18 protein-coding genes and 1 pseudogene are annotated in these 19,160 nt (G+C 71.1%); 7 read left to right on the top strand and 12 right to left on the bottom strand.

Annotated features, from left to right (window positions below):
• Positions 1 to 248: 248 nt before the first annotated feature.
• The 4 genes and pseudogenes from rpsR to rpmG form a co-directional block, all read right to left on the bottom strand.
• Positions 249 to 494, bottom strand: a complete 246-nt coding sequence (rpsR, locus tag ACGFY9_RS03860; protein WP_393751596.1) for a 30S ribosomal protein S18 — start codon at positions 492 to 494, stop codon at positions 249 to 251.
• Between the two features lie 2 nt (positions 495 to 496).
• Positions 497 to 1,782: pseudogene (locus ACGFY9_RS03855) on the bottom strand (GTP-binding protein).
• A 2-nt stretch (positions 1,783 to 1,784) separates the two neighbouring features.
• The gene (locus tag ACGFY9_RS03850; protein ID WP_393751594.1) at positions 1,785 to 2,033 is read right to left on the bottom strand and encodes a type B 50S ribosomal protein L31; all 249 of its coding nucleotides are present in this window, start codon (positions 2,031 to 2,033) and stop codon (positions 1,785 to 1,787) included.
• A 5-nt stretch (positions 2,034 to 2,038) separates the two neighbouring features.
• Complete coding sequence (gene rpmG, locus ACGFY9_RS03845) at positions 2,039 to 2,203, bottom strand: 50S ribosomal protein L33 (RefSeq protein ID WP_033287272.1); 165 nt, start codon at positions 2,201 to 2,203, stop codon at positions 2,039 to 2,041.
• Positions 2,204 to 2,278: 75 nt separating this feature from the next.
• On the opposite strand from rpmG, the gene rpmB reads away from it, so the two are divergent.
• The 4 genes from rpmB (at position 2,279) to ACGFY9_RS03825 (ending at position 4,005) form a co-directional block, all read left to right on the top strand.
• On the top strand, positions 2,279 to 2,515 hold the full coding sequence (gene rpmB, locus ACGFY9_RS03840) for a 50S ribosomal protein L28 (protein ID WP_393751592.1): 237 nt from the start codon (positions 2,279 to 2,281) through the stop codon (positions 2,513 to 2,515).
• Entirely contained in the window at positions 2,515 to 2,820 is a 306-nt protein-coding gene (gene rpsN / locus ACGFY9_RS03835; RefSeq protein WP_366497569.1) for a 30S ribosomal protein S14, read from the top strand. The genes rpmB and rpsN overlap by 1 nt, the downstream gene beginning before the upstream one ends.
• Before the next feature lie 129 nt (positions 2,821 to 2,949).
• Positions 2,950 to 3,420: a hypothetical protein gene (locus ACGFY9_RS03830; protein WP_393751794.1), complete on the top strand. Its 471-nt coding sequence runs from the start codon at positions 2,950 to 2,952 to the stop codon at positions 3,418 to 3,420.
• Positions 3,421 to 3,483: 63 nt separating this feature from the next.
• Positions 3,484 to 4,005, top strand: a complete 522-nt coding sequence (locus ACGFY9_RS03825) for a DUF4232 domain-containing protein (protein WP_393751590.1) — start codon at positions 3,484 to 3,486, stop codon at positions 4,003 to 4,005.
• Between the two features lie 6 nt (positions 4,006 to 4,011).
• Here ACGFY9_RS03825 and ACGFY9_RS03820 read toward each other — a convergent pair whose 3' ends face one another.
• A complete protein-coding gene (locus ACGFY9_RS03820; protein WP_393751588.1) occupies positions 4,012 to 5,127 on the bottom strand; it encodes a DUF2786 domain-containing protein in 1,116 nt (371 codons plus the stop codon).
• A gap of 203 nt (positions 5,128 to 5,330) precedes the next feature.
• Between ACGFY9_RS03820 and ACGFY9_RS03815 the strand changes: the two genes are divergently transcribed.
• Positions 5,331 to 5,954, top strand: a complete 624-nt coding sequence (locus tag ACGFY9_RS03815; protein WP_393751586.1) for an HAD family hydrolase — start codon at positions 5,331 to 5,333, stop codon at positions 5,952 to 5,954.
• Between the two features lie 447 nt (positions 5,955 to 6,401).
• Here the strand turns inward: ACGFY9_RS03815 and ACGFY9_RS03810 are convergent, their stop codons facing one another.
• Complete coding sequence (locus ACGFY9_RS03810; RefSeq protein WP_393751584.1) at positions 6,402 to 7,256, bottom strand: hypothetical protein; 855 nt, start codon at positions 7,254 to 7,256, stop codon at positions 6,402 to 6,404.
• Positions 7,257 to 7,330: 74 nt separating this feature from the next.
• On the opposite strand from ACGFY9_RS03810, the gene ACGFY9_RS03805 reads away from it, so the two are divergent.
• Complete coding sequence (locus tag ACGFY9_RS03805; RefSeq protein WP_393751582.1) at positions 7,331 to 8,047, top strand: Clp protease N-terminal domain-containing protein; 717 nt, start codon at positions 7,331 to 7,333, stop codon at positions 8,045 to 8,047.
• Between the two features lie 22 nt (positions 8,048 to 8,069).
• Here ACGFY9_RS03805 and ACGFY9_RS03800 read toward each other — a convergent pair whose 3' ends face one another.
• Positions 8,070 to 8,615 carry a Uma2 family endonuclease gene (locus tag ACGFY9_RS03800; protein ID WP_393751580.1) on the bottom strand — a complete coding sequence of 182 codons (546 nt, stop codon included), beginning with the start codon at positions 8,613 to 8,615 and terminating at the stop codon, positions 8,070 to 8,072.
• Between the two features lie 264 nt (positions 8,616 to 8,879).
• Between ACGFY9_RS03800 and ACGFY9_RS03795 the strand changes: the two genes are divergently transcribed.
• Positions 8,880 to 10,568, top strand: coding sequence for a bifunctional 3'-5' exonuclease/DNA polymerase (locus ACGFY9_RS03795; protein ID WP_393751578.1), 1,689 nt, complete (start codon positions 8,880 to 8,882; stop codon positions 10,566 to 10,568).
• Positions 10,569 to 10,611: 43 nt separating this feature from the next.
• Here ACGFY9_RS03795 and ACGFY9_RS03790 read toward each other — a convergent pair whose 3' ends face one another.
• The 5 genes from ACGFY9_RS03790 to ACGFY9_RS03770 form a co-directional block, all read right to left on the bottom strand.
• A complete protein-coding gene (locus tag ACGFY9_RS03790; protein WP_393751792.1) occupies positions 10,612 to 14,811 on the bottom strand; it encodes a BTAD domain-containing putative transcriptional regulator in 4,200 nt (1,399 codons plus the stop codon).
• 440 nt (positions 14,812 to 15,251) lie between these two features.
• Positions 15,252 to 16,145: a glycosyltransferase family 2 protein gene (locus ACGFY9_RS03785; protein ID WP_393751790.1), complete on the bottom strand. Its 894-nt coding sequence runs from the start codon at positions 16,143 to 16,145 to the stop codon at positions 15,252 to 15,254.
• 127 nt (positions 16,146 to 16,272) lie between these two features.
• On the bottom strand, positions 16,273 to 16,719 hold the full coding sequence (locus tag ACGFY9_RS03780; RefSeq protein WP_393751576.1) for a DUF3052 domain-containing protein: 447 nt from the start codon (positions 16,717 to 16,719) through the stop codon (positions 16,273 to 16,275).
• A gap of 116 nt (positions 16,720 to 16,835) precedes the next feature.
• Positions 16,836 to 18,500 carry an IS1182 family transposase gene (locus ACGFY9_RS03775; RefSeq protein WP_393751574.1) on the bottom strand — a complete coding sequence of 555 codons (1,665 nt, stop codon included), beginning with the start codon at positions 18,498 to 18,500 and terminating at the stop codon, positions 16,836 to 16,838.
• A gap of 165 nt (positions 18,501 to 18,665) precedes the next feature.
• A complete protein-coding gene (locus ACGFY9_RS03770; protein WP_393751788.1) occupies positions 18,666 to 19,088 on the bottom strand; it encodes a DUF5707 domain-containing protein in 423 nt (140 codons plus the stop codon).
• Between the last annotated feature and the right edge of the window lie 72 nt (positions 19,089 to 19,160).

The following is a 19,160-nucleotide window of genomic DNA, read 5'->3' as shown; positions in this document are numbered from 1 at the left end:
GCGGTGGTCCACAGGTCGCTCCCGGTTGTGCACTGGCTGGTGTGGCCATTGATGCAGTGGTCAACTGTTCCGGATCATAGCCCTGTTCATGTGCAGATGCATGGGCAGATGCACGTGCACGGGGGGTGGTGCTCCGGTTACAGCTTTGACGACTGCTTTACCGATGCCGTTCCAGCGTCTGCCCAGGACCGGGCAGGACATGTACTAGGGAAGACGTGTGCGGGGGCCCTTGTGTTCCATGCGGGCGGCTATCGGGTCGAGTACGGCAACAATGCCATCTCCCGGGCGTTCTTGATCGCGGCCGCCAACTGCCGCTGCTGCCGGGCCGATACGCCGGTGACCCGGCGGCTGCGGATCTTGCCTCGGTCGGAGACGAACGTCCGCAGCAGGGCGGTGTCCTTGTAGTCGATGTACGTGACTCCGGCCGCTTCCAACGGATTACGGCGGGACCTGGCAGGCCGGCGCGCGGACTTGAGGTCGGACTTGCGGGGCACGGTCAGATCTCCAGAAGGGTGTCGAAGGCGGACGGGATGCGTTTCCAGGCGCTAGGGCCCGCGGCGTACTCGGCGTCGGTCAACAGGCAGGACTCCAGGAGCAGTTCGAGTCCGTCGCGGTCGAGTCCTGGGGATGTGAAAACAAGGTGCTGGCAGCAGTCCCCGTGCTCCGGATGCCAGTCGAGCGCGGCGGCGGCGCGGCGCACCGGCGGCACCAACTCCCAAGCCGCGTCCGGCAACGAGGCGAGCCACGGCCCCGCGCTCTCCACGCACAGGGCGCCCCCGGCCGCGTCCCAGTGCAGCAACGAGTCGGGCTTGTCCGCGAGCCAGAACCGGCCCCGGCTGCGGGCGGCGGCGCAGGTGATGTCCTCAAGTGCCGCGTACAGCCGCTCCGGGTGGAAGGGGCGGCGGCGGTGCCAGACGAGGGTGGTCACGCCGTGCGCGTCGGCCTCGACGGGGAGGAGGGCGCAGGCGGGGTGTTGGGCTGCGGCTGCGGCTTCTACGTCGAAACCGGCTAGGGCTGCGTGGGCGAGGACGCTGCGGTGGGGGGACCGGGGTGGGGGTGGGTGGTTGGGGTTGGAGCGTGCGCCCCCAGGGGGTTGGGGGTGGGCGGGGTGGGAGTCTGTGCCGGGGTGCGAGGGGGGTTCGGCGGGGCTTCGTGGGCGCCCTGGGTGCTTCTGGTCCTCGGCGCGTCGCCTCCTCCGACCGGTACTTGGCGGGCCGTTGGGTGCAACTGGCCCAGGAGTTCGCGGTCTTCGTCGGCGTCGGGTGAGTCGAGGACGGCGAGGACGGGGGCGTACTCCAGTTGGCGGGCGAAGGTGTCGGCGACGGTTCGCTGGTCCGTGGCCGCGGCCGCGAGGCCGGTCTCGGCGAGGTCGTCGCCGTTGCCGAGGTACGGGAGGAGCAGGGACGGGTCCACGGCGGTGATGACGGCGGTGACCGTGAGGCCGCCGGCGGCGATCACCTCGGCCATCGCCTTGGGTTCGACGGAGTCCCACAACTCGACTATTGCCAGCCGGACTTGACCTGTCGCGGCCAGTCGGCGGAGCTCCGGGACCAGGTCTTCGCGGAGCGCGCAGCACGCGCAGTCGTTGACGAGGGGGGTCTCGCCGGCGGAGACGATGCCCGTGGCGTCCCTGATCGTGCGGACGACCGTGCCGGCGGCGGCCGTAGCGAGGTCGTGGTGGAGTGCGACGCTGCCGGGGACGTCGTGGAGGAGTCGGGCGACGGTCGCTCTGCGGGCGTCGGCGTGCAGGCCGGCGACGATCGCGACGGAGAGGTCGGGCACCGTCAGGCCTGCTTCCCGTACCGGCGCTCGAAGCGCTCCACGCGGCCGGCCGTGTCCAGGACGCGGGCCGTGCCGGTGTAGAAGGGGTGGCTGACGTCCGAGATCTCGACGTCGACGACGGGGTAGGTGTTGCCGTCCTCCCACTCGATCGTCTTCGCGCTCGTCATCGTCGAGCGGGTGAGGAAGGCGTGGTTCGCGGCCCGGTCCCGGAAGACGACGGGGCCGTAGGGCGGGTGGGTGTTCGCGCGCATCTCGGTCAGCGCTCCTCTCGGAAGTCGACGTGGCGGCCGGCGGCCGGGTCGTACTTGCGCAGGACCAGGCGGTCGGGGTTGTTCCGGCGGTTCTTGCGGGTCACGTAGGTGTAGCCGGTGCCGGCCGTGGACCTGAGTTTGATGACCGGGCGGAGTTCGTTGCGAGCCATGCCTGATACCTTAATGAAAATGAATTCCATTAGCAGCATCGGCTACGGCCCCGATAGAGGAGAGGTACGTCACTCGTGTCCGCCCACTGCATGCTGACCGGCGCACAGCCCGGCTTCGGCAACCGCATCTCCCACTCCCACCGGCGCACCTCGCGCCGTTTCGACCCGAACATCCAGTCCAAGCGCTACTGGCTGCCCGGCGAGGGCCGGTACGTACGGCTTCAGCTGAGCACGAAGGGGATCAAGACCGTGGACGCGATCGGCGTCGAGGCGGCCGTGGCCAGGATTCGCGAGCGCGGGGTGAGGATCTGATGGCGAAGAAGAGCAAGATCGCGGCGAACGAACGGCGGCGGGAGGTCGTCGCGCGGTACGCGGCGCGGCGGGCCGAGCTGAAGGAGATCATCCGGCGGCCCGGTTCGACGGAGGCCGAACGGGCCGCCGCGCAGCGGGAGTTGCGCGGCCAGCCGCGTGACGCGAGCGCCACGCGGGTTCGCAACCGCGACCAGGTCGACGGGCGGCCCCGCGGCTACTTCCGTGCCTTCGGGCTGTCCCGGGTGAACCTGCGCGGACAGGCTCACAGCGGATACCTACCCGGCGTCCGCAAGTCCTCCTGGTAACCACTGGTAGCTTGCTGCGGTCGTTCCGGCCAGGGTCGAGGCCAAGGCCCACGGGGCGGCCGTCCGCGTCCCGCTACAGCTTGGGAGCTACCAGTGACTACGGCGTTTTCGACGGTGCCGACGGTACGGATGGCGGCGGCTGCCGCCGGTCTGGCGGGCGCGCTCGTCCTGACCGCATGCAGCGGTGACTCCTCGGACGACTCCTCGTCCACGCCGAGCGCGTCCGCCACCTCTACGGCGTCCGCGGACTCAGGAGGTTCCAGCAGCAGCCCGTCGGCCGCGTCCGACGGGCTGCAGGGCAGCTGGCTCGCCACGGCCGGCGGCAAGGCGTTGGTCCTTGTGGTCACCGACAAGCAGGCCGCGCTGTTCACGACCGGTGGCACCGTGTGCAACGGGACGGCCGGTGAGGAGGCGGGGATGCAGATGATCCACCTCAAGTGCACGGACAACAGCAAGACCCGGACGACCGGAATGGTCAACTCCGTCAGCAGGTCGAGCCTCGCGGTCACCTGGTCGGGGAGTGCCGGCAAGGAGACGTACACGCGGGCCGAGGGCGGGAAGCTGCCGTCGGGGCTGCCCACGGCGAGCTCGGGGTCGTAGGCCCGGGAGGGGTGGGCCCGGGGCCGGTCGGCGGAGGGGGGTCCGGTGCGGGATGATCCCCTCATGCGCACTGTTCCCCTCGCCGTCGCCGCACTCGCGTCGGCTCTGCTTCTGACCGCCTGCGACAGTGGCGGCGGCGGTGGTTCCTCCGACAGCAAGAACGGGTCGGCCTGCTCGTTCGACGGGGTCGCCGTCCAGGTCGGGCCCGCGAGCACCGCTCCGGCCGCCGGTGACACCGGTGAGGTTCCCGTCTCGCTCACCAATCAGAGCAAGCCGTGCGACCTGGACGGGTTCCCGGGTGCCACGCTGGAGGGCGGCGGCACCAAGGTCGTCCTCTCCACGCTGAAGGGCGCCAAGGCACAGAAGCTGAGGCTCGCCAAGGGCGACGCGGCGTCCTTCACCATCACCTACGTGCGCGGCAAGGCGGGCGACAAGCTGAGCCTGGCCGCGACGAAGGTGGTCATCACCCTGCCCGGCAGCAGCGACACCGCGAGCTACAAGTGGTCGTACGGCCCCGTCCAGGGCAAGACCTCCGTGAGCGACTCGGACGCCTCGGTCAGCGCCTTCACGCAGGCCGGCGACTGACGTCCGTCAGTCCAGTGACGGTCGGGCCCTGACCTGGGCCCGGTCCGCCGCCTCGGCGCCCTGCGTCCAGCCCGCCTCGTCGGTGACGCCGCGCAGGCGGGTCGTGGTCGTCTCCGGGAACATCGCGTCGACGCGGTCGGCGACGGCGACCTCACGGGTGGCGAGCACCGGGAGCAGGTCGTCGGTGACCTGCGTCCCGGCGGCCCGCGCCAGCCGGTCCCCGATGCGGTGGGCGTAGGCCGCGAGAAAGGACTGCCGGAAGGTCTTCGTCCGCCGGCGGCCACCCGCGCGCTGGGCCGCCTCCGCGCGCGTCATCGCGGTCGTGGCCTGCACGAGGAGCGAGGTGTAGAGGAGTTCGACCACCTCCAGATCGCCCTCGAAACCGACGACGGTCGAGAAACCGAAGGCCTCGTTCCAGACGGCCCGGCAGTGGTTCGCGCCGGCGACCGCGTCCAGCAGTACCGCCTTCGCCTGCTCGTACGGCGCCTCGACCCCGATCCGGCACGCGCCGGGCGCGTCCTTCGCCGGCGCCTGCGCGTCGAGCAGCGCCTCGTCGATACTGTGCCGCGCCATCAGCTCCTGCGCCTTGGCGCTCAGCGCCTCCGCCTCCTCCGGGAACCCGGTCGCCTCCGCCTTCGCGAGCAGCGCTCGGATCCGGGTGAGCATGCGGGACGCGGGCCGACGGTTCTCGTGCCGCTTCGGTTCGTGCTCGTCGAGGCGTTCGAGGCTCGGCAGCCGCAGCAGCAGGCGGTACAGCTCCAGCACGGTGGTGGCGTGCGTGAACCGGTCGGTGCGGGGCGGCTCTTCGACGGTCAGTTCGTCGACCTGTGCCTTCCAACGGGGGCCGCGCGCCCGGTCGTCCGGCGCCTGCGCCCGGATCAGCGCCGAGACGAGCCGTACGTGTACGTCGTCCAGCTCCCGCCGAACCAGCCGTACGACGTCTGCGGGCTGCCAGCCACGCCGCCATGCCGCCGCCACGAACTCCCGCCCGCGGCCGGCCAGTTCGGGGTCCGCGGCGGGGTCGGCGGCGAGGATCGAGGCACCCGCGTCGAGGGCGTCGTGGGTGTCGGTGTAGAGGGCGGCCTCGAAGGCGCGCTCGACGGTGGTGGTCGTACTGCTCACCGGTTGATCGTGTCATGGGGTGGCGGGGAGAGGGGCGGGGTACCTTGCGGAGTCGCCGGGAGGGGTGGGTCCTGGGATGCCTCCCGGCTGTCCGGGCCGGGGCCGCGTTCCGGACTGTCCACACCCTGTGGACAATCAACTCCTCGTGGATGTACGGGCGTTGGGACGGTGGCGCTTCGGCCCGCGTGGCAAGATCGGTTCGTATGGAGACGCTGCCGTTCGACGCCGTGCTGTGCGACTTCGACGGAGTCGTGCACGTGTGGGATCCGGACGGGATGAAGGCACTGGAAGGGGCCTGGGGGCTGGCCGAGGGGACGCTGGCCGGGGCCGCGTTCGAGGGCGAGCTGCTGCGGGCGGCCGTGACGGGGTGGCTCAGTGACGAGGAGTGGCGGTCCCGCATCGCCGACGATCTGACGCCCCTGTGCGGCTCGGCCGAACGGGCCCGTGACCTGCTGGCCGCGTGGACCGCGCTCACCGGCCGGGTCGACCCCGACGTCATGGACCTGCTCACCGAGGTCCGGCGCACGGTGCCCGTGGTCCTGCTCTCCAACGCCACCACCCGGCTGGAGACCTACCTCACTGAGATCGGCCTGTCCGAGTCGTTCGACGCGGTGGTCAACACCGCCCGCGTCGGAGTGGCCAAACCGGACCCGCGCGTCTTCGAGTTGGCCGCCGGACGCGTCGGAGCCGACCCGAAGCGCTGCCTGTTCGTCGACGACACCGCCGGCCATGTCGTCGCGGCCCGGGAGGCGGGGCTGACGGGACTGCATTACCAGCACGTGGGTCAACTGCGGGACGCGGTCGCGCCGTTGCTGCCCCGGGGCTGAGGCGGGGGCCGGGGCCGCAGGGCTGCGGCGGTGAACTCCGTTTTCCCTCAAGGGTGTTGCCGTGACCGGCCCGTCTCGTAGTCATCACACGCGGTCTGCTCGCGCATCGCCGATCAGCTCAAGAAGCGCTGCGATCTGAGCCAGGCAACGAGTGTCGGCGGGTGATCGGAGAACTCCGAGAACGCCGCGAAGTAGGGGTCGGCCGCTGCGTCGGCCGCGTAGGTGCCGTGGCCGCGGCGACGCCGGCAGGCTCCCCCACCTCGCCGAGACCGGTTTCTCCGAGCTGCTCTACAAGGACGACCCGGAGGCGAGCTTCGAACGCGGCCTCGACTGGCTGCTGTCCGGCGCCGCCGGGTCACTCACGAAGTAGCTGCCTACGGAGTAGTCGCCTACGGAGTGGTCACCTACGGAGTGGCCGCCTACGGAGTGGCCGCTTGCGTCCGCCGGCTAGAAGGCGCTCGCGGCTGCCGCCTCGGCCTCCGGCAGCAGGTCCTTGCTCTGCTGGATCATCCTCGCGTAGGTGCGGTCGTGGTCCGCATTGTCGAGCGCGAATCGCAGGAGAGCGCCGGACCAGTCGTCGAAAAGCGCGAATGTGCGGTCCACCATGCGCCTGGATCCCTCGCGCTGGGCCTCGTCGAGGGACGGCAGGCTCGTTTCTTCGACTTCCGGTGACTTGATGCTGTGCGACGCCTCCGCCAGGTAATGCTTCGTGCCGAAGAACTCGCATTCACGACCGTCCCGCAGGGCGATTCCCCGGCAGTGCGTGAAGATCGTGACGGAGACCGCCTCGATGGACTCGACCATGGCGAAGACGGCGTACGTGGGCGCGTCGGCGGCGAGTGCGGCCAGCTCCAGAACGAGGCGTCGGGAGTGCTGGAAGTCCGCGCTCCACAGGACGCGGGTGGCGTCCGACAGGGGCAACTCGCGGTCGGCGCCCAGCTTCTCCAGGTCGGCCAGCATCCACTGCCAGTGGAAGTCCTCCTCGTACGTGTGGGCGTTCAGCAGGGCCTGCAGCCGGTCGAGTTCGGCCTCTTCCTCACCCTTGCGGAAAACGTACTTGTTCAGGTCGGAGTAGCCCATGATGAACGGGATCACGCTGGGGCCCCAGGCCAGGCGCTTTTCGCCGGAGAGGGATTCGTCGGCCAATAACTCGGTGAAGAATTCATGCCCTTCGTACGATGCCCGGCGTTCCTCTATGTAATCGATGACTTTTTGCACGAGAACTCCGTTGGGGAGGTGGGGAGATGACCTGCCATATCTATCATTATCGAAATCGATGCGGGTCGGCTTTTGCTTGATCACACCCTCACCTTCACCTGCAGGACAGGTGTCAACCCGGGGTTGACACCTTCATGCTGTCAACCTACGGTTGACACATGACGACCAACCCGAACGTCACCTCATCCGTACGTCTCGACGACCTCATCGCGGCCATCAAGCTGGTCCACCCCGCACCGCTCGACCAGCTCCAGGACGCGGTCATCGCCGCCGACCACCTGGGCGACGTGGCCGACCATCTGATCGGGCACTTCGTCGACCAGGCCCGGCGTTCCGGCGCGTCCTGGTCGGACATCGGCAAGAGCATGGGCGTCACCCGGCAGGCCGCGCAGAAGCGCTTCGTGGCGAAGGACTCCGCCGACCTCGACCCCAGTCAGGGGTTCGGCCGGTACACGCAACGCGCCCGCAACGTGGTGATGGCCGCCCACAACGAAGCCATCGCCGCCCGCAACCCCGAGGGTCGCCCCGAGCACCTGGTCCTCGGCCTCCTCGCCGAGCCGGACGGCCTGGCGGCCAAGGCGATCGTCAGGCAGGACGTCCTCCTGGACGCCGTACGCCAGGCGGCCACCGCCGCACTCCCCCCGGCCGCCGACGAGGTCCCGGAGCTCGTCCCCTACGGCCCCGACGCCAAGAAGGTCCTGGAACTCACCTTCCGCGAGGCCCTGCGTCTCGGCCACAACTACATCGGCACCGAACACATCCTGCTCGCCCTCCTGGAGCACGAGAACGGCGAGGGCGTCCTCAACGGCCTGGGCATCGACAAGGCCACGACCGAAGGGCACATCGCGGAGATGCTCAAAGGGTTTCAGGGCTGAGACGGCCGGCCCGCCGCCCGGGTCAGAACTGGCTCGTGTCGAGGTCGAACCCGAGCGGCTCGGGCAGCGCCACGGTCTTGGAGATCTCGATCTCGGCGGCCCGGGTGTAGCGGTCCTCGGAGGGCTCGCTGTAGACGATGACCGTCCCGGCCTCGCGGTCGATCAGCAGGTAGCAGGGGATGCCCGCGCGCGCGTAGCCACGCAGTTTGGGGCCGCGGTCATTGACGGCGGTGGACTCGGAGGTCACCTCGCCGACGAGCACGACGGGCGCGGGGTCGTGATAGCGCTGGTCGTCGGCGAAACTGCCCTTCGGGGCGATCACCAGGTCGGGGACGACCTTGCCGGTGACGGACGCGTCCGGAACGTCCAGGCCGATACCGGTGTACGTACGCAGATCGCCGTCATGCCGGTTGAGCGTGACCTGCTCCGCCGTCTCGGACACGATCTCCTCATGCTCCCCATTGGCCGGAGGCACCACGTGGATCTTCCCTTCGATCAACTCCACGCGCCAGCCCTCCGGGGCGGCAGCGTCGAACGCCTCGAAGGCGGCCTCGACCGAAGCGTCCATGCGCCTCTCCTCCGTCGGACTCGGGTGAGTACTCATCGGACTCGGATGAGGACTCGGTCGACGCTCTGGGGCGGTCAGTGCCACGGCGGACCTCCTTCGTACGGAGCGACCCTGTCAGCGTAGGCGAGAGGGCCGCCCGTGATCTCTTGAGGCGTCACTCGTACGAGTGTGCGCGTGACGTTTCTTCGCTCGGAGACGCTTCGCCGGCGATGCGATTCGTGCAGGTCGGGGGCGTTGTCAGACCTCCGTGCCACACTCGCGAACATGACCGATCGCTGGGCGCTCGCTCCGGCCGAGGGTGGTGGTGTGGAGGTCGCCGCCCTCGGTCCGGACGGGCTGCCCTCGGGGGCGGTGGGGCGGGAGCCGGATCTTGTCGAGGCCGTGCGGGGGCGGCCTGACGTGGGGCGGTGGGTGTGGCGGTCCACGGCCGAGGTGTATCCGGTGCTGCTCGCCGCGGGGGTGCGGGTGGAGCGGTGCTACGACGTCGAGGACGCCGAGACGCTGCTGCTCGGGCACGAGGGGCGGCACGGTGAGCCGCGGTCGGCGGCGGCCGCGCTGGCCCGGTTGCGGGGCGGTGCCGTACCGCCGGATCCGCCGCAGCGGGCCGCCGAACCGGGCGCGCAGCCCTCGCTCTTCGAACCGCAGAGCGTCCATCTCCCCCTGGCCGACCTGCTCGCGGTGTACGCCGAGCAGCAGCGGCGGCACGACGCGACCACGCACCCCGACCGGATGCGGCTGCTCACCGCCTCCGAGTCGGCGGGGATGCTGGTCGCGGCCGAGATGAACCGGGCGGGGCTGCCGTGGAGCGCCGACGTGCACCGGGAGATGCTGCACGAGTTGCTGGGCGACCGGTATGCCGGGGGCGGTGAGCCGCGGCGGCTCGCCGAGCTGGCGGACGAGGTGTCCGTCGCCTTCGGGAGACGGGTGCGGCCGGATCTGCCCGCCGATGTGGTCAAGGCCTTCGCCGAGGCCGGGATCAAGGTCAAGTCCACCCGCCGCTGGGAGATCCAGTCCCTCGACCATCCGGCCGTGAAGCCGCTGCTGGAGTACAAGAAGCTGTACCGGATCTGGGTGGCGCACGGCTGGTCCTGGCTGCAGGACTGGGTGCGGGACGGGCGGTTCCGGCCGGAGTTCCTCGCGGGCGGGACGGTCACCGGGCGCTGGGTCACCAACGGCGGGGGCGGGCTGCAGATCCCCAAGGTCATCCGGCGGGCCGTGGTCGCCGACCCGGGCTGGCGGCTCGTCGTCGCCGACGCCGACCAGATGGAGCCGCGGGTGCTCGCCGCGATCTCCCGCGACCCCGGGCTGATGGAGGTGGCCGGCCGCGCCACCGACCTCTACCAGGCCGTGTCCGACCGCGCCTTCTCCGGCGACCGCGACCAGGCCAAGATCGCCGTGCTCGGCGCGGTCTACGGCCAGACCTCCGGCGACGGCCTCAAGAACCTCGCCGCGCTCAGACGCCGCTTCCCCAAGGCGGTGGCGTACGTCGACGATGCCGCGAAGGCGGGCGAGGAGGGGCGGCTCGTCCGGACCTGGCTGGGGCGGACCTGCCCGCCGGTGGCCGGGGGCGAGGACGCGGCGGAGGAGGCGGGCATCCCCCAGGACGACCCCGTCACGGCCCCCGCCGACCAGGGCTGGGTGCCGGGTTACGCCTCCACCAACTCCCGTGCCCGGGGCCGTTTCGCCCGTAACTTCGTCGTCCAGGGCAGCGCGGCGGACTGGGCCCTGCTGATGCTGGCCGCGCTCCGGCGGTCCTGTGCGGAACTGTCGGCGGAACTGGTCTTCTTCCAGCACGACGAGGTGATCGTGCACTGCCCCGAGGAGGAGGCCGAGACCGTGGCCGCGGCGATACAGGAGGCGGCCGACCTCGCCGGGCGGCTGACGTTCGGGGAGACGCCGGTGCGGTTTCCCTTCACGGTGGCGGTGGTCGAGTGCTACGCCGATGCCAAGTAGGGCGGTCAGGTAGGGCGGGGCAGGGATTCGGGTGGTCAGCTGGTCAACGCGCGTCACACTGCGACAACAGCTCGCCGAGTTCCTGGACGACGGCCTTCTCGTCCGTCCCGTCGAGCGCGTCGAGGGCCACCCGCCACTCCGCGTACGCCTCGTCCTCGCGGCCCTGTTCCCGTAGCAGCAGGCCGAGTTGGTGCCGGGCCAGGCCGCCCATGTAGCGGTCGGCACGGGCGTCGGCGCGGCGGAGGAGTTCGGCGCACTCGATGTGGGCGCGTGCGGTGTGGGCGCGTGCGGTGTTTGCTCGTTCGGTGCGGGTGCCTTCGCTGTCGACTCGCTCGGTGCAGGTGCCTTCCGTGTGACCGAGGAGGCGGAGGGCGCGGACCAGGCCGAGGCGGGTCTGCGACTCGCCGTGCCAGTCGCCGTGGCCGCCGAGGATGCGCAGGCTCTCCTCGAAGTGCGGTACGGCGGCGGCCGGTTCGCCGAGGGTGAGGTGGGCGTAGCCGATGTTGCAGTGCGCGGAGTGCTGCACGATGACGGCGCCGATCTCGTCGCCGATGGCGAGGGAGCGGCGGTGCTGTTCGATGGCGGCGCGGGGGTCGGTGTGCTCGTACAGGTTGCCGAGGTGGCTGTGGGTCACGGCCTCGCCGTACGGGTCGTTCAACTGCCGTGAGTAGGCGAGGCTTTGGCGCAGGGCGACCCCGGACTCGGCGTAACGGCCCAGGCCTTCGAGGAGCAGGCCACGGTTGTTGAGGCAGCGGCGTATCCAGGAGACCGCGTCGAGCCGCCACCAGATCGCCAGGGCCTGGTCGTTGAGACCGAGCGCCTCGTTCTGCCGGCCGGTCAGGAAGTGCAGCCCGGCGAGATCGCCCAGCGCGTACGCCTCCGCCGCGTCGTCCCCGAGCCGACGAGCCGCGCCGAGGGCGGCCCGGCCGAGCACCTCCGTCTCGGCGACGCGGCCGCTGCGCAGGACGTAGGGGAAGAGGAGCCGGACGAGCGTCGAGACGTGGGCGGTCCTGCGGAGATCGGGGGTGTCGCGGTACCGGGTCACGAGCGCCACCACGTTCTCCAGCTCCAAGTCGCCCCAGGCGAAGGCGTCTTCGGGGCGGGAGAAGGGGGTGGTGGCCGCGACCTCGGTGGCGTGGCCGGGGGGCTGCGCGGCGGTCGGGCGGCGGCGGTCGTCCTGGTCGAGGCCCGGTTCGACGATCGCGGTGAGGGTGCGTTCGGCGTGGGCGGCGTACCAGGCGAGGGCGGTGGTTATGAGGTCGGTGTCGGCGGGGGTGGGTTCGGAGAGGGGGGCTTGAGAGAAGGGGGCGTCGGTGAGGCCGGTGTCGGCGAGGTCCGTGTCGGCGCGGGTCGTTTCCACGAGGTCGGCGTCGGCGCGGGCGTCCTTCCCATCCCTGCTGGCTTTCTTGCCCCTGGCCCCGTTCAACTCCCCTTCCCTCTCCGCCAGTTCGCGGGCGAAGTCGCGGACCAGGTCGTGGGGGGCGTAGCGGCCGTACGACGTCTCCTCCAGGAGGGCTACGTCGACCAGGCGGTCGAGGGCTGCCTCGGCGCGGCGTTCGTCGGTGCCGGCGAGGCGGGCGAGCAAGGGGGCGCCGTAGGCCGGGAGGTCGAGGGTGCCGATGTGGTGCAGGGTGCGGGCCGCGTCACGGTCGGTCTCGCGTTCGGAGGCGGCGAGGGCGTCGTGGGCGACGGCGAGGGAGCGGCGGACGCTGAGGTCGTCGTACTCCAGGTGATGCAACCGGCCTTCCGTGGCGGCGAGTTGACCGGCCAGGACGTCCGGAGCGAGGGCCCGGCGGGCGGCCAGTCGGGCGGCGACGATGCGCAGGGCGAGCGGGAGGCGGCCGGTGAGTTCGACGAGCGGGTGCGCCGCGTCGAGGCCGTCGCGGCCGGAGACGGCGCGCAACAGTGCGGCGCTGTCCTCGCCGGACAGGAGGGTGAGCGGGAAGCGGCGGGCACCGTCGAGCGCGGTCAGCGGCGAACGGCTGGTGACGATCACCGCGCAGCCGGCGCCGGCCGGCAGCAACGGCCGTACCTGGGCGGCGTTCTCGGCGTCGTCCAGCACCATCAGCGTGCGGGTGGGGGCGAGCAGGGAGCGGAGCAACGCGCTTGCCGCGTCGGGGTGTTCGGGGATGTGACGCGGTTCGGCGCCGAGGTCACGGAGCAGGGCGTGCAGTGCCTGGCCGGGGGTGAGGGGGGCCATGCCGGGGGTTGCGCCGTGCAGGTTCACGTACAACTGCCCGTCGGGGAAACGGTTCCTCAACGCATGGGCCGTGTACAGCGCGAGCGCGCTCTTGCCGACGCCGGCCATGCCGGTGATGACGGCGAGGGGTTGCGCTCCGGGGCCGGCGGAGAGGAGCGCGAGGGTGTCGTACAGGTCGCGGAGGGTGTCGACGCGCCCGGTGAAGTGGGCTGGCGGCGGCGGGAGTTGGGCGGGGCGGGGTGAGGGGAGCGAGTGGGGCGAGTGGGGGGTGGGCTGGTCCCGGGGGTCGAGGTCGGGGGTGGTGGGGGTGGAGGTGCTGGGCTCGGGGGCGTCGGAGGCGGGGGCTTGGGCGCCGGGCTCGGAAGCGATGGGCTCGGGGGCGTCGGAGGCGGGGGCCGGGGCGCCGGGCTCGGAAGCGATGGGCTCGGGGGTATCGGAGGCGGGGGCCGGGGCGCCGGGCTCGGAAGCGATGGGCTCGGGGGTATCGGAGGCGGGGGCCGGGGCGCCTGGGCTACGGGGCGCTTCGGAACTGTCGAGGTCAGAGGCGTGGGCTTGGGCTTGGGCGCCGGGAACATGGGGCATCGGGGTGTGGCTGTCGGGCACCCCCGGGTGAGGCGCGAGTGCGCGAGGCGCGTCGGCCGGTTCGCCCGCACCGGCGGCCTTGGCGGCCCCGGCGGCTCCGGCGGCTCCGAGGCGACCCGGAGCCTCGGCCTCCCTGACCTGCCCTGCGTCCCCGGCGCCCTCGATGTCATCGGCGTGCCCGACAAACCCGTGCGCTTGAGACACGCTCGTCGACCCGCCCGCACCGCCGACCCCGACAGCTCCCACGCGCCCCGAAGCACCGGCGGCCGCGGCCTGCTCGGCGGGACCGACCTGCCGGCTTCCCCCGGCGTCCTCAATGTGATCGCCGTGCCCAGCCTCCCCGATGCGCCCGGCGCCCCCGACGCGGTCGCCGTCCGCCGCCCGTTCCGTACCCGCTTCCTGCCCCGCCGCCACCCCCCGAGGCAGATCCCACGGCTCCCGCACCTCCGTGCCCTGCGGCATCGTCACGTGCGCATCCCGAGCCGCCTCACCTCGCCGCACCTCTGTACGCGCCTCCCGAACCGCCTCCCCTGACGGCACCTCCGCACGCGCGTCCCAGGCCGAACTCACGGATCCCTGCGCCGCTTCGCCGTACGTCTCCCGCACCACCGCCCCACCCGGCGTCTCCCCACGCGCTTCCGACCCCGCCGGCCCCCGCGACACCTCCGCCCGTGCTTCCCCATTCCCCGTCCCCCACGGACGCGGCTCCCCCCGCAACACCTCGGCATGCGCCCCCCGAACCCCCGCCCCCGGCTCGATCCCCAGTTCCTCGACCAGGCGGTTGCGGAGGTCTCGGTGGACGGCGAGGGCCTCCGCCTGGCGGCCGGTGTGGTGGAGGGCGAGCATCAGCTGGCGGTGGTAGGACTCGCGGAGGGGGTGGTCGGCGACCAGTGCGGCCAACTCCGGGACGAGGGCGCCGAGTCGGGGTCCGCCCAGGGCCAACTCCGCGTCGTAGCACCATTCGAGGACGAGGAGGCGGGCCTCGGCCAGGCGCTGGACGAAGGCGTAGCCGCCGAGTTCGGCGGGGACTCCGCTGAGCGGGGTGCCGCGCCAGAGGGCGAGGGCCGCCGCGCAGGCGCGGACCGTGGCGGGCCAGTCCTTCGCCGCGTGCGCGGTGCGGGCGGTGGCGACGTGGGACTCGAAGACGTGGACGTCCAACTCGCCCTCGTCGACCCGGAGTACGTATCCGGGCGGGACCGCTCGCAGCCGGTCGGGGTCGTCGAGGAGGCGGCGGAGGCGGGTCACGTGGTTGTGCAGGGAGGCGTGTGCGGACGCCGGCGGTGAACCGCCCCACAGGGCGTCCTTCAGGGCGTCCACGGAGACCACCCGGCCGGGTTCCAGGAGCAGCGCGGCCAGCAGCACCCGCACCTTGGGGCTGCCTACGGGGTGCACGGCATCGTCGTCGACAGGGTCGAAAAGGACGGGCGTGCCCAGCAGTCCGAACCGCAGCTCGTACCGCATCACACCGAACCCGTCACCCTTCCGCACGGCCTCTCGTGACCGTGCCCCTTGGCGGATATCCGCCCTGTTCACGACGGTTTCCCGCCACCCTGTCCCGGCCGCCGAACGCCGGAATCCGTTGCCGTCCCGGGCGTCTCCCATCGCCGTCCGGCGACTTCAGGCCACGCGGCCCAGGAGCGTCGTGCGCACCATTGGCCACATGTTAGCGATTCGTTGGTGCGACCTGATGTGATCACATCATCGGATCTGGCCCGACGGTGCGCGCGTACGACGCGCAGCTCGGGGGAGTGTCGCCGTCGCGGCCGGGTCCGGGGGGACGCGAGAGGGCCCCGGTCGGCGGAGGTGAACGACCGAGGCCCTCGTCCCTTACATCCGAGGTACTACGGGTACATCCGAGGTACTACGGGTCCACCACCTACCCCTGAGGTACTACCGGCCGGTCAGATGACGGGCGGGCGCCCCAGCCGCGTCAGCCGCCACACCGTCCGCCACCGCATCGGCCGCCGCTCCCCCGCCGGTTCGCGCACGCCCTCCACGAACCCGCCGAACCACGCCCGCAGCCCGGCGAGCGACCGTGTCCGTACGAGAGTCAGCAGCGTCCAGATGCCCAGGTGGACCGGGATCAGCGCGAGCGGGAGCCTGCGGCGGACCAGCCAGACGCGGTTGCGGGCGGTGACCCGGTAGTAGATGGCGTGCCGGGCGGGCGAGGTCTTGGGGTGCTGGAGGAGCAGCTCGGGGGCGTACAGGATGCTCCAGCCGGCGTCGGCTGCCCGCCAGGCGAGGTCGGTCTCCTCGTGCGCGAAGAAGAACTCGGCCGGCCAGTCCCCCGTCTCGGCGAGCATCGCCATGCTCAGCGCGTGGCCGCCACCGAGGAACCCGGTGACGTACCCGCCCTCCATCGGATCCCCCGCGCCGACGCGGGGCACATGGCGCCGCTGGGTCTCCCCGTGCTCGTCGGCGATCCGGAACCCGACGATGCCCAGGCGTGGTTCGGCCGCGTACAGATCGCGTACGCGGCGCAGCACGTCCGCGTCGACGAGCAGTCCGTCGTCGTCGAGTTCCACTACGACGTCCACGTCGCCGAACGCGCGGAGCCGGGCCAGGCCCACGTTGCGGCCGCCGGGGCAGCCGAGGTTCTCCTCGACGTCGATGGTGGTGACCTCGCCGGGCAGGGACAGCCGGTCGGTGAACTCGGGGAGCCGGCAGCCGTTTCCGACGATCACGATGCGGGTGGGCGGGAGGTCCTGCTTGGCCACGGACTCAAGGAGCGCGTCGACCTCGGCGGGCCGGTTCCCCATGGTCACCACGGCGACGGCGATCCTCGGTCCGACCACGTCGCTCACTCCATCCGGCACGTCTCTCGCTCCATCCGGCCATCCGGCGATGCCCGCGCCCTGACCGCGCAGCACTCCCCGTTCACCAAGATGTTGCCTCAGGTCGGCCGGTTGCTCCGACTCACGTTCATTTTGCGGGACCTTTGTTGGGGCTTTGCCGGTTTTCCCTCCGGCGCACGAACTTCAGCCCCGACCAGTCGTCCCCCAGCGCGGCGACCTTCACATCGACGACACCGAGCGGAAGGAAGAGGTCGCGCAGGTCGTTCTCGCCGATGTCGCTGACATGCCCGGCGGCCCTGCGGGGCCAGGCGATCCAGAGCATGGCGGTGTCGGCGAGGCCGAGCACCAACTCCGGGGCTTCCGCCTCCAGTTGCCGCCGCTCCCGGTAGAAGGCCAGGGTGACGTCCGCGCCACGCGTGCCACCGGCGGTGACGTCGCAGTCGGCGGGAAGTCCCGGGACGGTCCAGGAGACGGGGGCATGGTGCAGGTGGACCTGGTGGCCGGGCTTGACGCCGATCTTCCTGGCGAGCGGGGTGCCGGAGTAACCTCCGGCTGCCGCAGGGGAGTTGACCATGCTCTTCTCCGACCTCCTACGAACTTCTCTGGCCTGCTGTGAACCTCTATGGCCTTCTACGCCAACGACCGGTGCCCCGTCTCGATCGAGATGCTGTTGGCGAATTCGGGCTCTGATCACTCGCCCCGCCGGTTTTCCGGCGGGGCGAGTGCTGCCAGGTGGGATGTCCGGGTGCGGGCTCGGGGCCGATTGGAGGTCCAGGCGTCGATGCGGGCGAGATTGATCGCGGTGGCGGTGAGCTGGTACTGCAGCCTGGTCTTGGCAAGCCCGCGGTAGCGGCATCGCCGCAGGCCGGTGGTGTGAACGGCTTGGGCGATGGTGCCCTCGATGCCGGCGCGGGCAGCGTAACGTTCCCTCCAGGCGTCAGTGTCCTGGGCGATGCGGGCCTGTTGGATGGCCTCGTGCTCGGGTCTGGGCCGCAGGGTGATCTGCCTGTAGCTGGCGACGGCCGAGCTGATGCAGTTGGAACGAGCAGAGCAGGGGCGGCAGTCGGCCGGGGAGAACTTCACCCGGACAACCGGGGTGCCGCGGTGGGAGAGGGCATCGCCCCATCGGCTGGTGGTAGCGCCGTTGGGGCAGGTCACGGTCTTGTTGTCCCAGTCCACGATGAAGGCGTCCTGGGCGTACTCGCCGGTGGCCTGGGCGGTGGTGTTACCGGCGGCCGGCCCGGTCAGAGTGACGCCGTGACGCTGGCGGGCGGTGACGATACGGGGACCGTCGACGTAGCCGGCGTCGACCACGTGCTCGTCGGGCAGCAGATTTCGTACCGCGAGTTCGTCGTGAACCGTCTCCGTCGCCTTGATGTCGGGGACGGTGGAGTCAGTGGTGAGCACGTGGGTGACCAGGTTCGGGGTGCCTGGCGTGCAGGTCTCGGTGAGATGGACTTTGAAGCCGTCCCATTTAAGGTCGCGTTTGATGCTGTAGCGGACCTCGGTGTCATAGGGGTTGACCAGGCGCTTCGCGCCCGGCGGGCAGTCTTTTGGGTCGCGCCATCTCACCTGCCCCACCTCGTCGAGCCAGTACTGCTGCACCCACGCCTCACGCAGGATCCGCACCGCTGGAAGCTCCCGCAGCCAGGCGGGGGCAACGGGAGCAAACGCGTCCCGCAGCAGTCGCATTCCATCCCGCCCGGTCTGCTCGGCCAGCTCGGTCCGTTTGCCGCGGCCCTGCGGCAGCCAGTAGTCCTCGGTGCGGGAGGCGTACCGCTCGAACCAGTCCGCGTCGGCATGCTCGGTCAGCCAGGTGGGGGCTGCCGCCGCCACGACATTGAGTGTCGCCCATAAAGTCTCGATGACGAACTCCAAGCGATTCAGCGACCGGATCGCACCCAGGACATGCGTGGAATCAGTGCGGGCTCGGCCGCCCGGCTGCAACATCCCCTTCTCGCGGGCCGCCTCCAGGACACAGTCGAAAATCTGCTGCCCCGTCTCGCTCTCGACCAGCCGGGTGCGGAACTCGCTGAGCACGGAGTAGTCGAAGCCCGGATCGGTCAACTCCATGTTCAGGGCGTACTTCCAGTCGATACGCCCCCGCACCGCCTGCGCGGCCTGACGGTCCGGCAAGCCCTCCGCGAACTGCAGCACCGAAATCAGGGCCAAGCGGCCAGGCGACCAGGCGGCCTTGCCCCGGGAAGGAAACAGACCGGCGAACTGCTCGTCGCCGAACAACACGCCCAGCTCGTCCCGGATCCGGATCGCGAGACTGCCCTTAGGGAAGGCCGCCCTCGCTACGCGCGCTGTCTCCACCGGGATGTCCCCGGAGCCCTTCGGTCGCATCGACATCGACACCCTCCCCATACGACAACGGCGGTTCCCAAGACCACAACCGGGTCTTGGGAACCGCCGTCACGCTGGCCCCGAATTCGCCAACAGCATCTCGATCGAGACGGGGCACCGTATCCCAAATGACCGCGCAAATGACCGCGTACCGGCGTCAGCGCGCCGGTGTCAGCCGGCGATGTCGAAGGTCGCCGCCTTGGACACGAACGTCGTGTCGCCGTCCTTGGCGGTGGCGAGCGCCGAGACGTACCAGGTGCCCTTGGCCGCCTCGGCCGCCTCCTTCTTGGTCACCTTGAACGTGTAGGTGCAGCGGGAGGTGTCGTCCGAGGTGCTCCTGCACGTGGCGGACTCGACGTCGCGCAGGTCCGCCGCGGTCGGCTTCAGCTTCGAACTCGCGGGCCAGGCAACGACCTTGAGGCCGCGGATGCCCGAGTCGTCACTGACGTCCACGGTGTAGGTGAAGGAACCGGCGCCACTCGCGGACGGGGCGGTGTAGCGGGCCGAGCCGTTCGACAGGGCCGGCTTCTCGGGTGCGGAGGCGGCCGACGCGGCGACGGAGGCGAGGGAGAGGAGAAGGGCGCGCTTGGACATGGACATGGGAGATCCCCCTGTGTGATGTGGACGGTGTGGGAGGCGGTGGTCGACCGCTTCCCTCGATGTGAT

Origin of the sequence: Streptomyces sp. NPDC048504, assembly GCF_043200035.1 — a bacterium.
In the GTDB taxonomy this organism is placed as follows: Bacteria; Actinomycetota; Actinomycetes; order Streptomycetales; family Streptomycetaceae; genus Streptomyces.
Note: the sequence above shows the minus strand (reverse complement) of the source record. Positions and strands in the feature narration are given on the sequence as shown.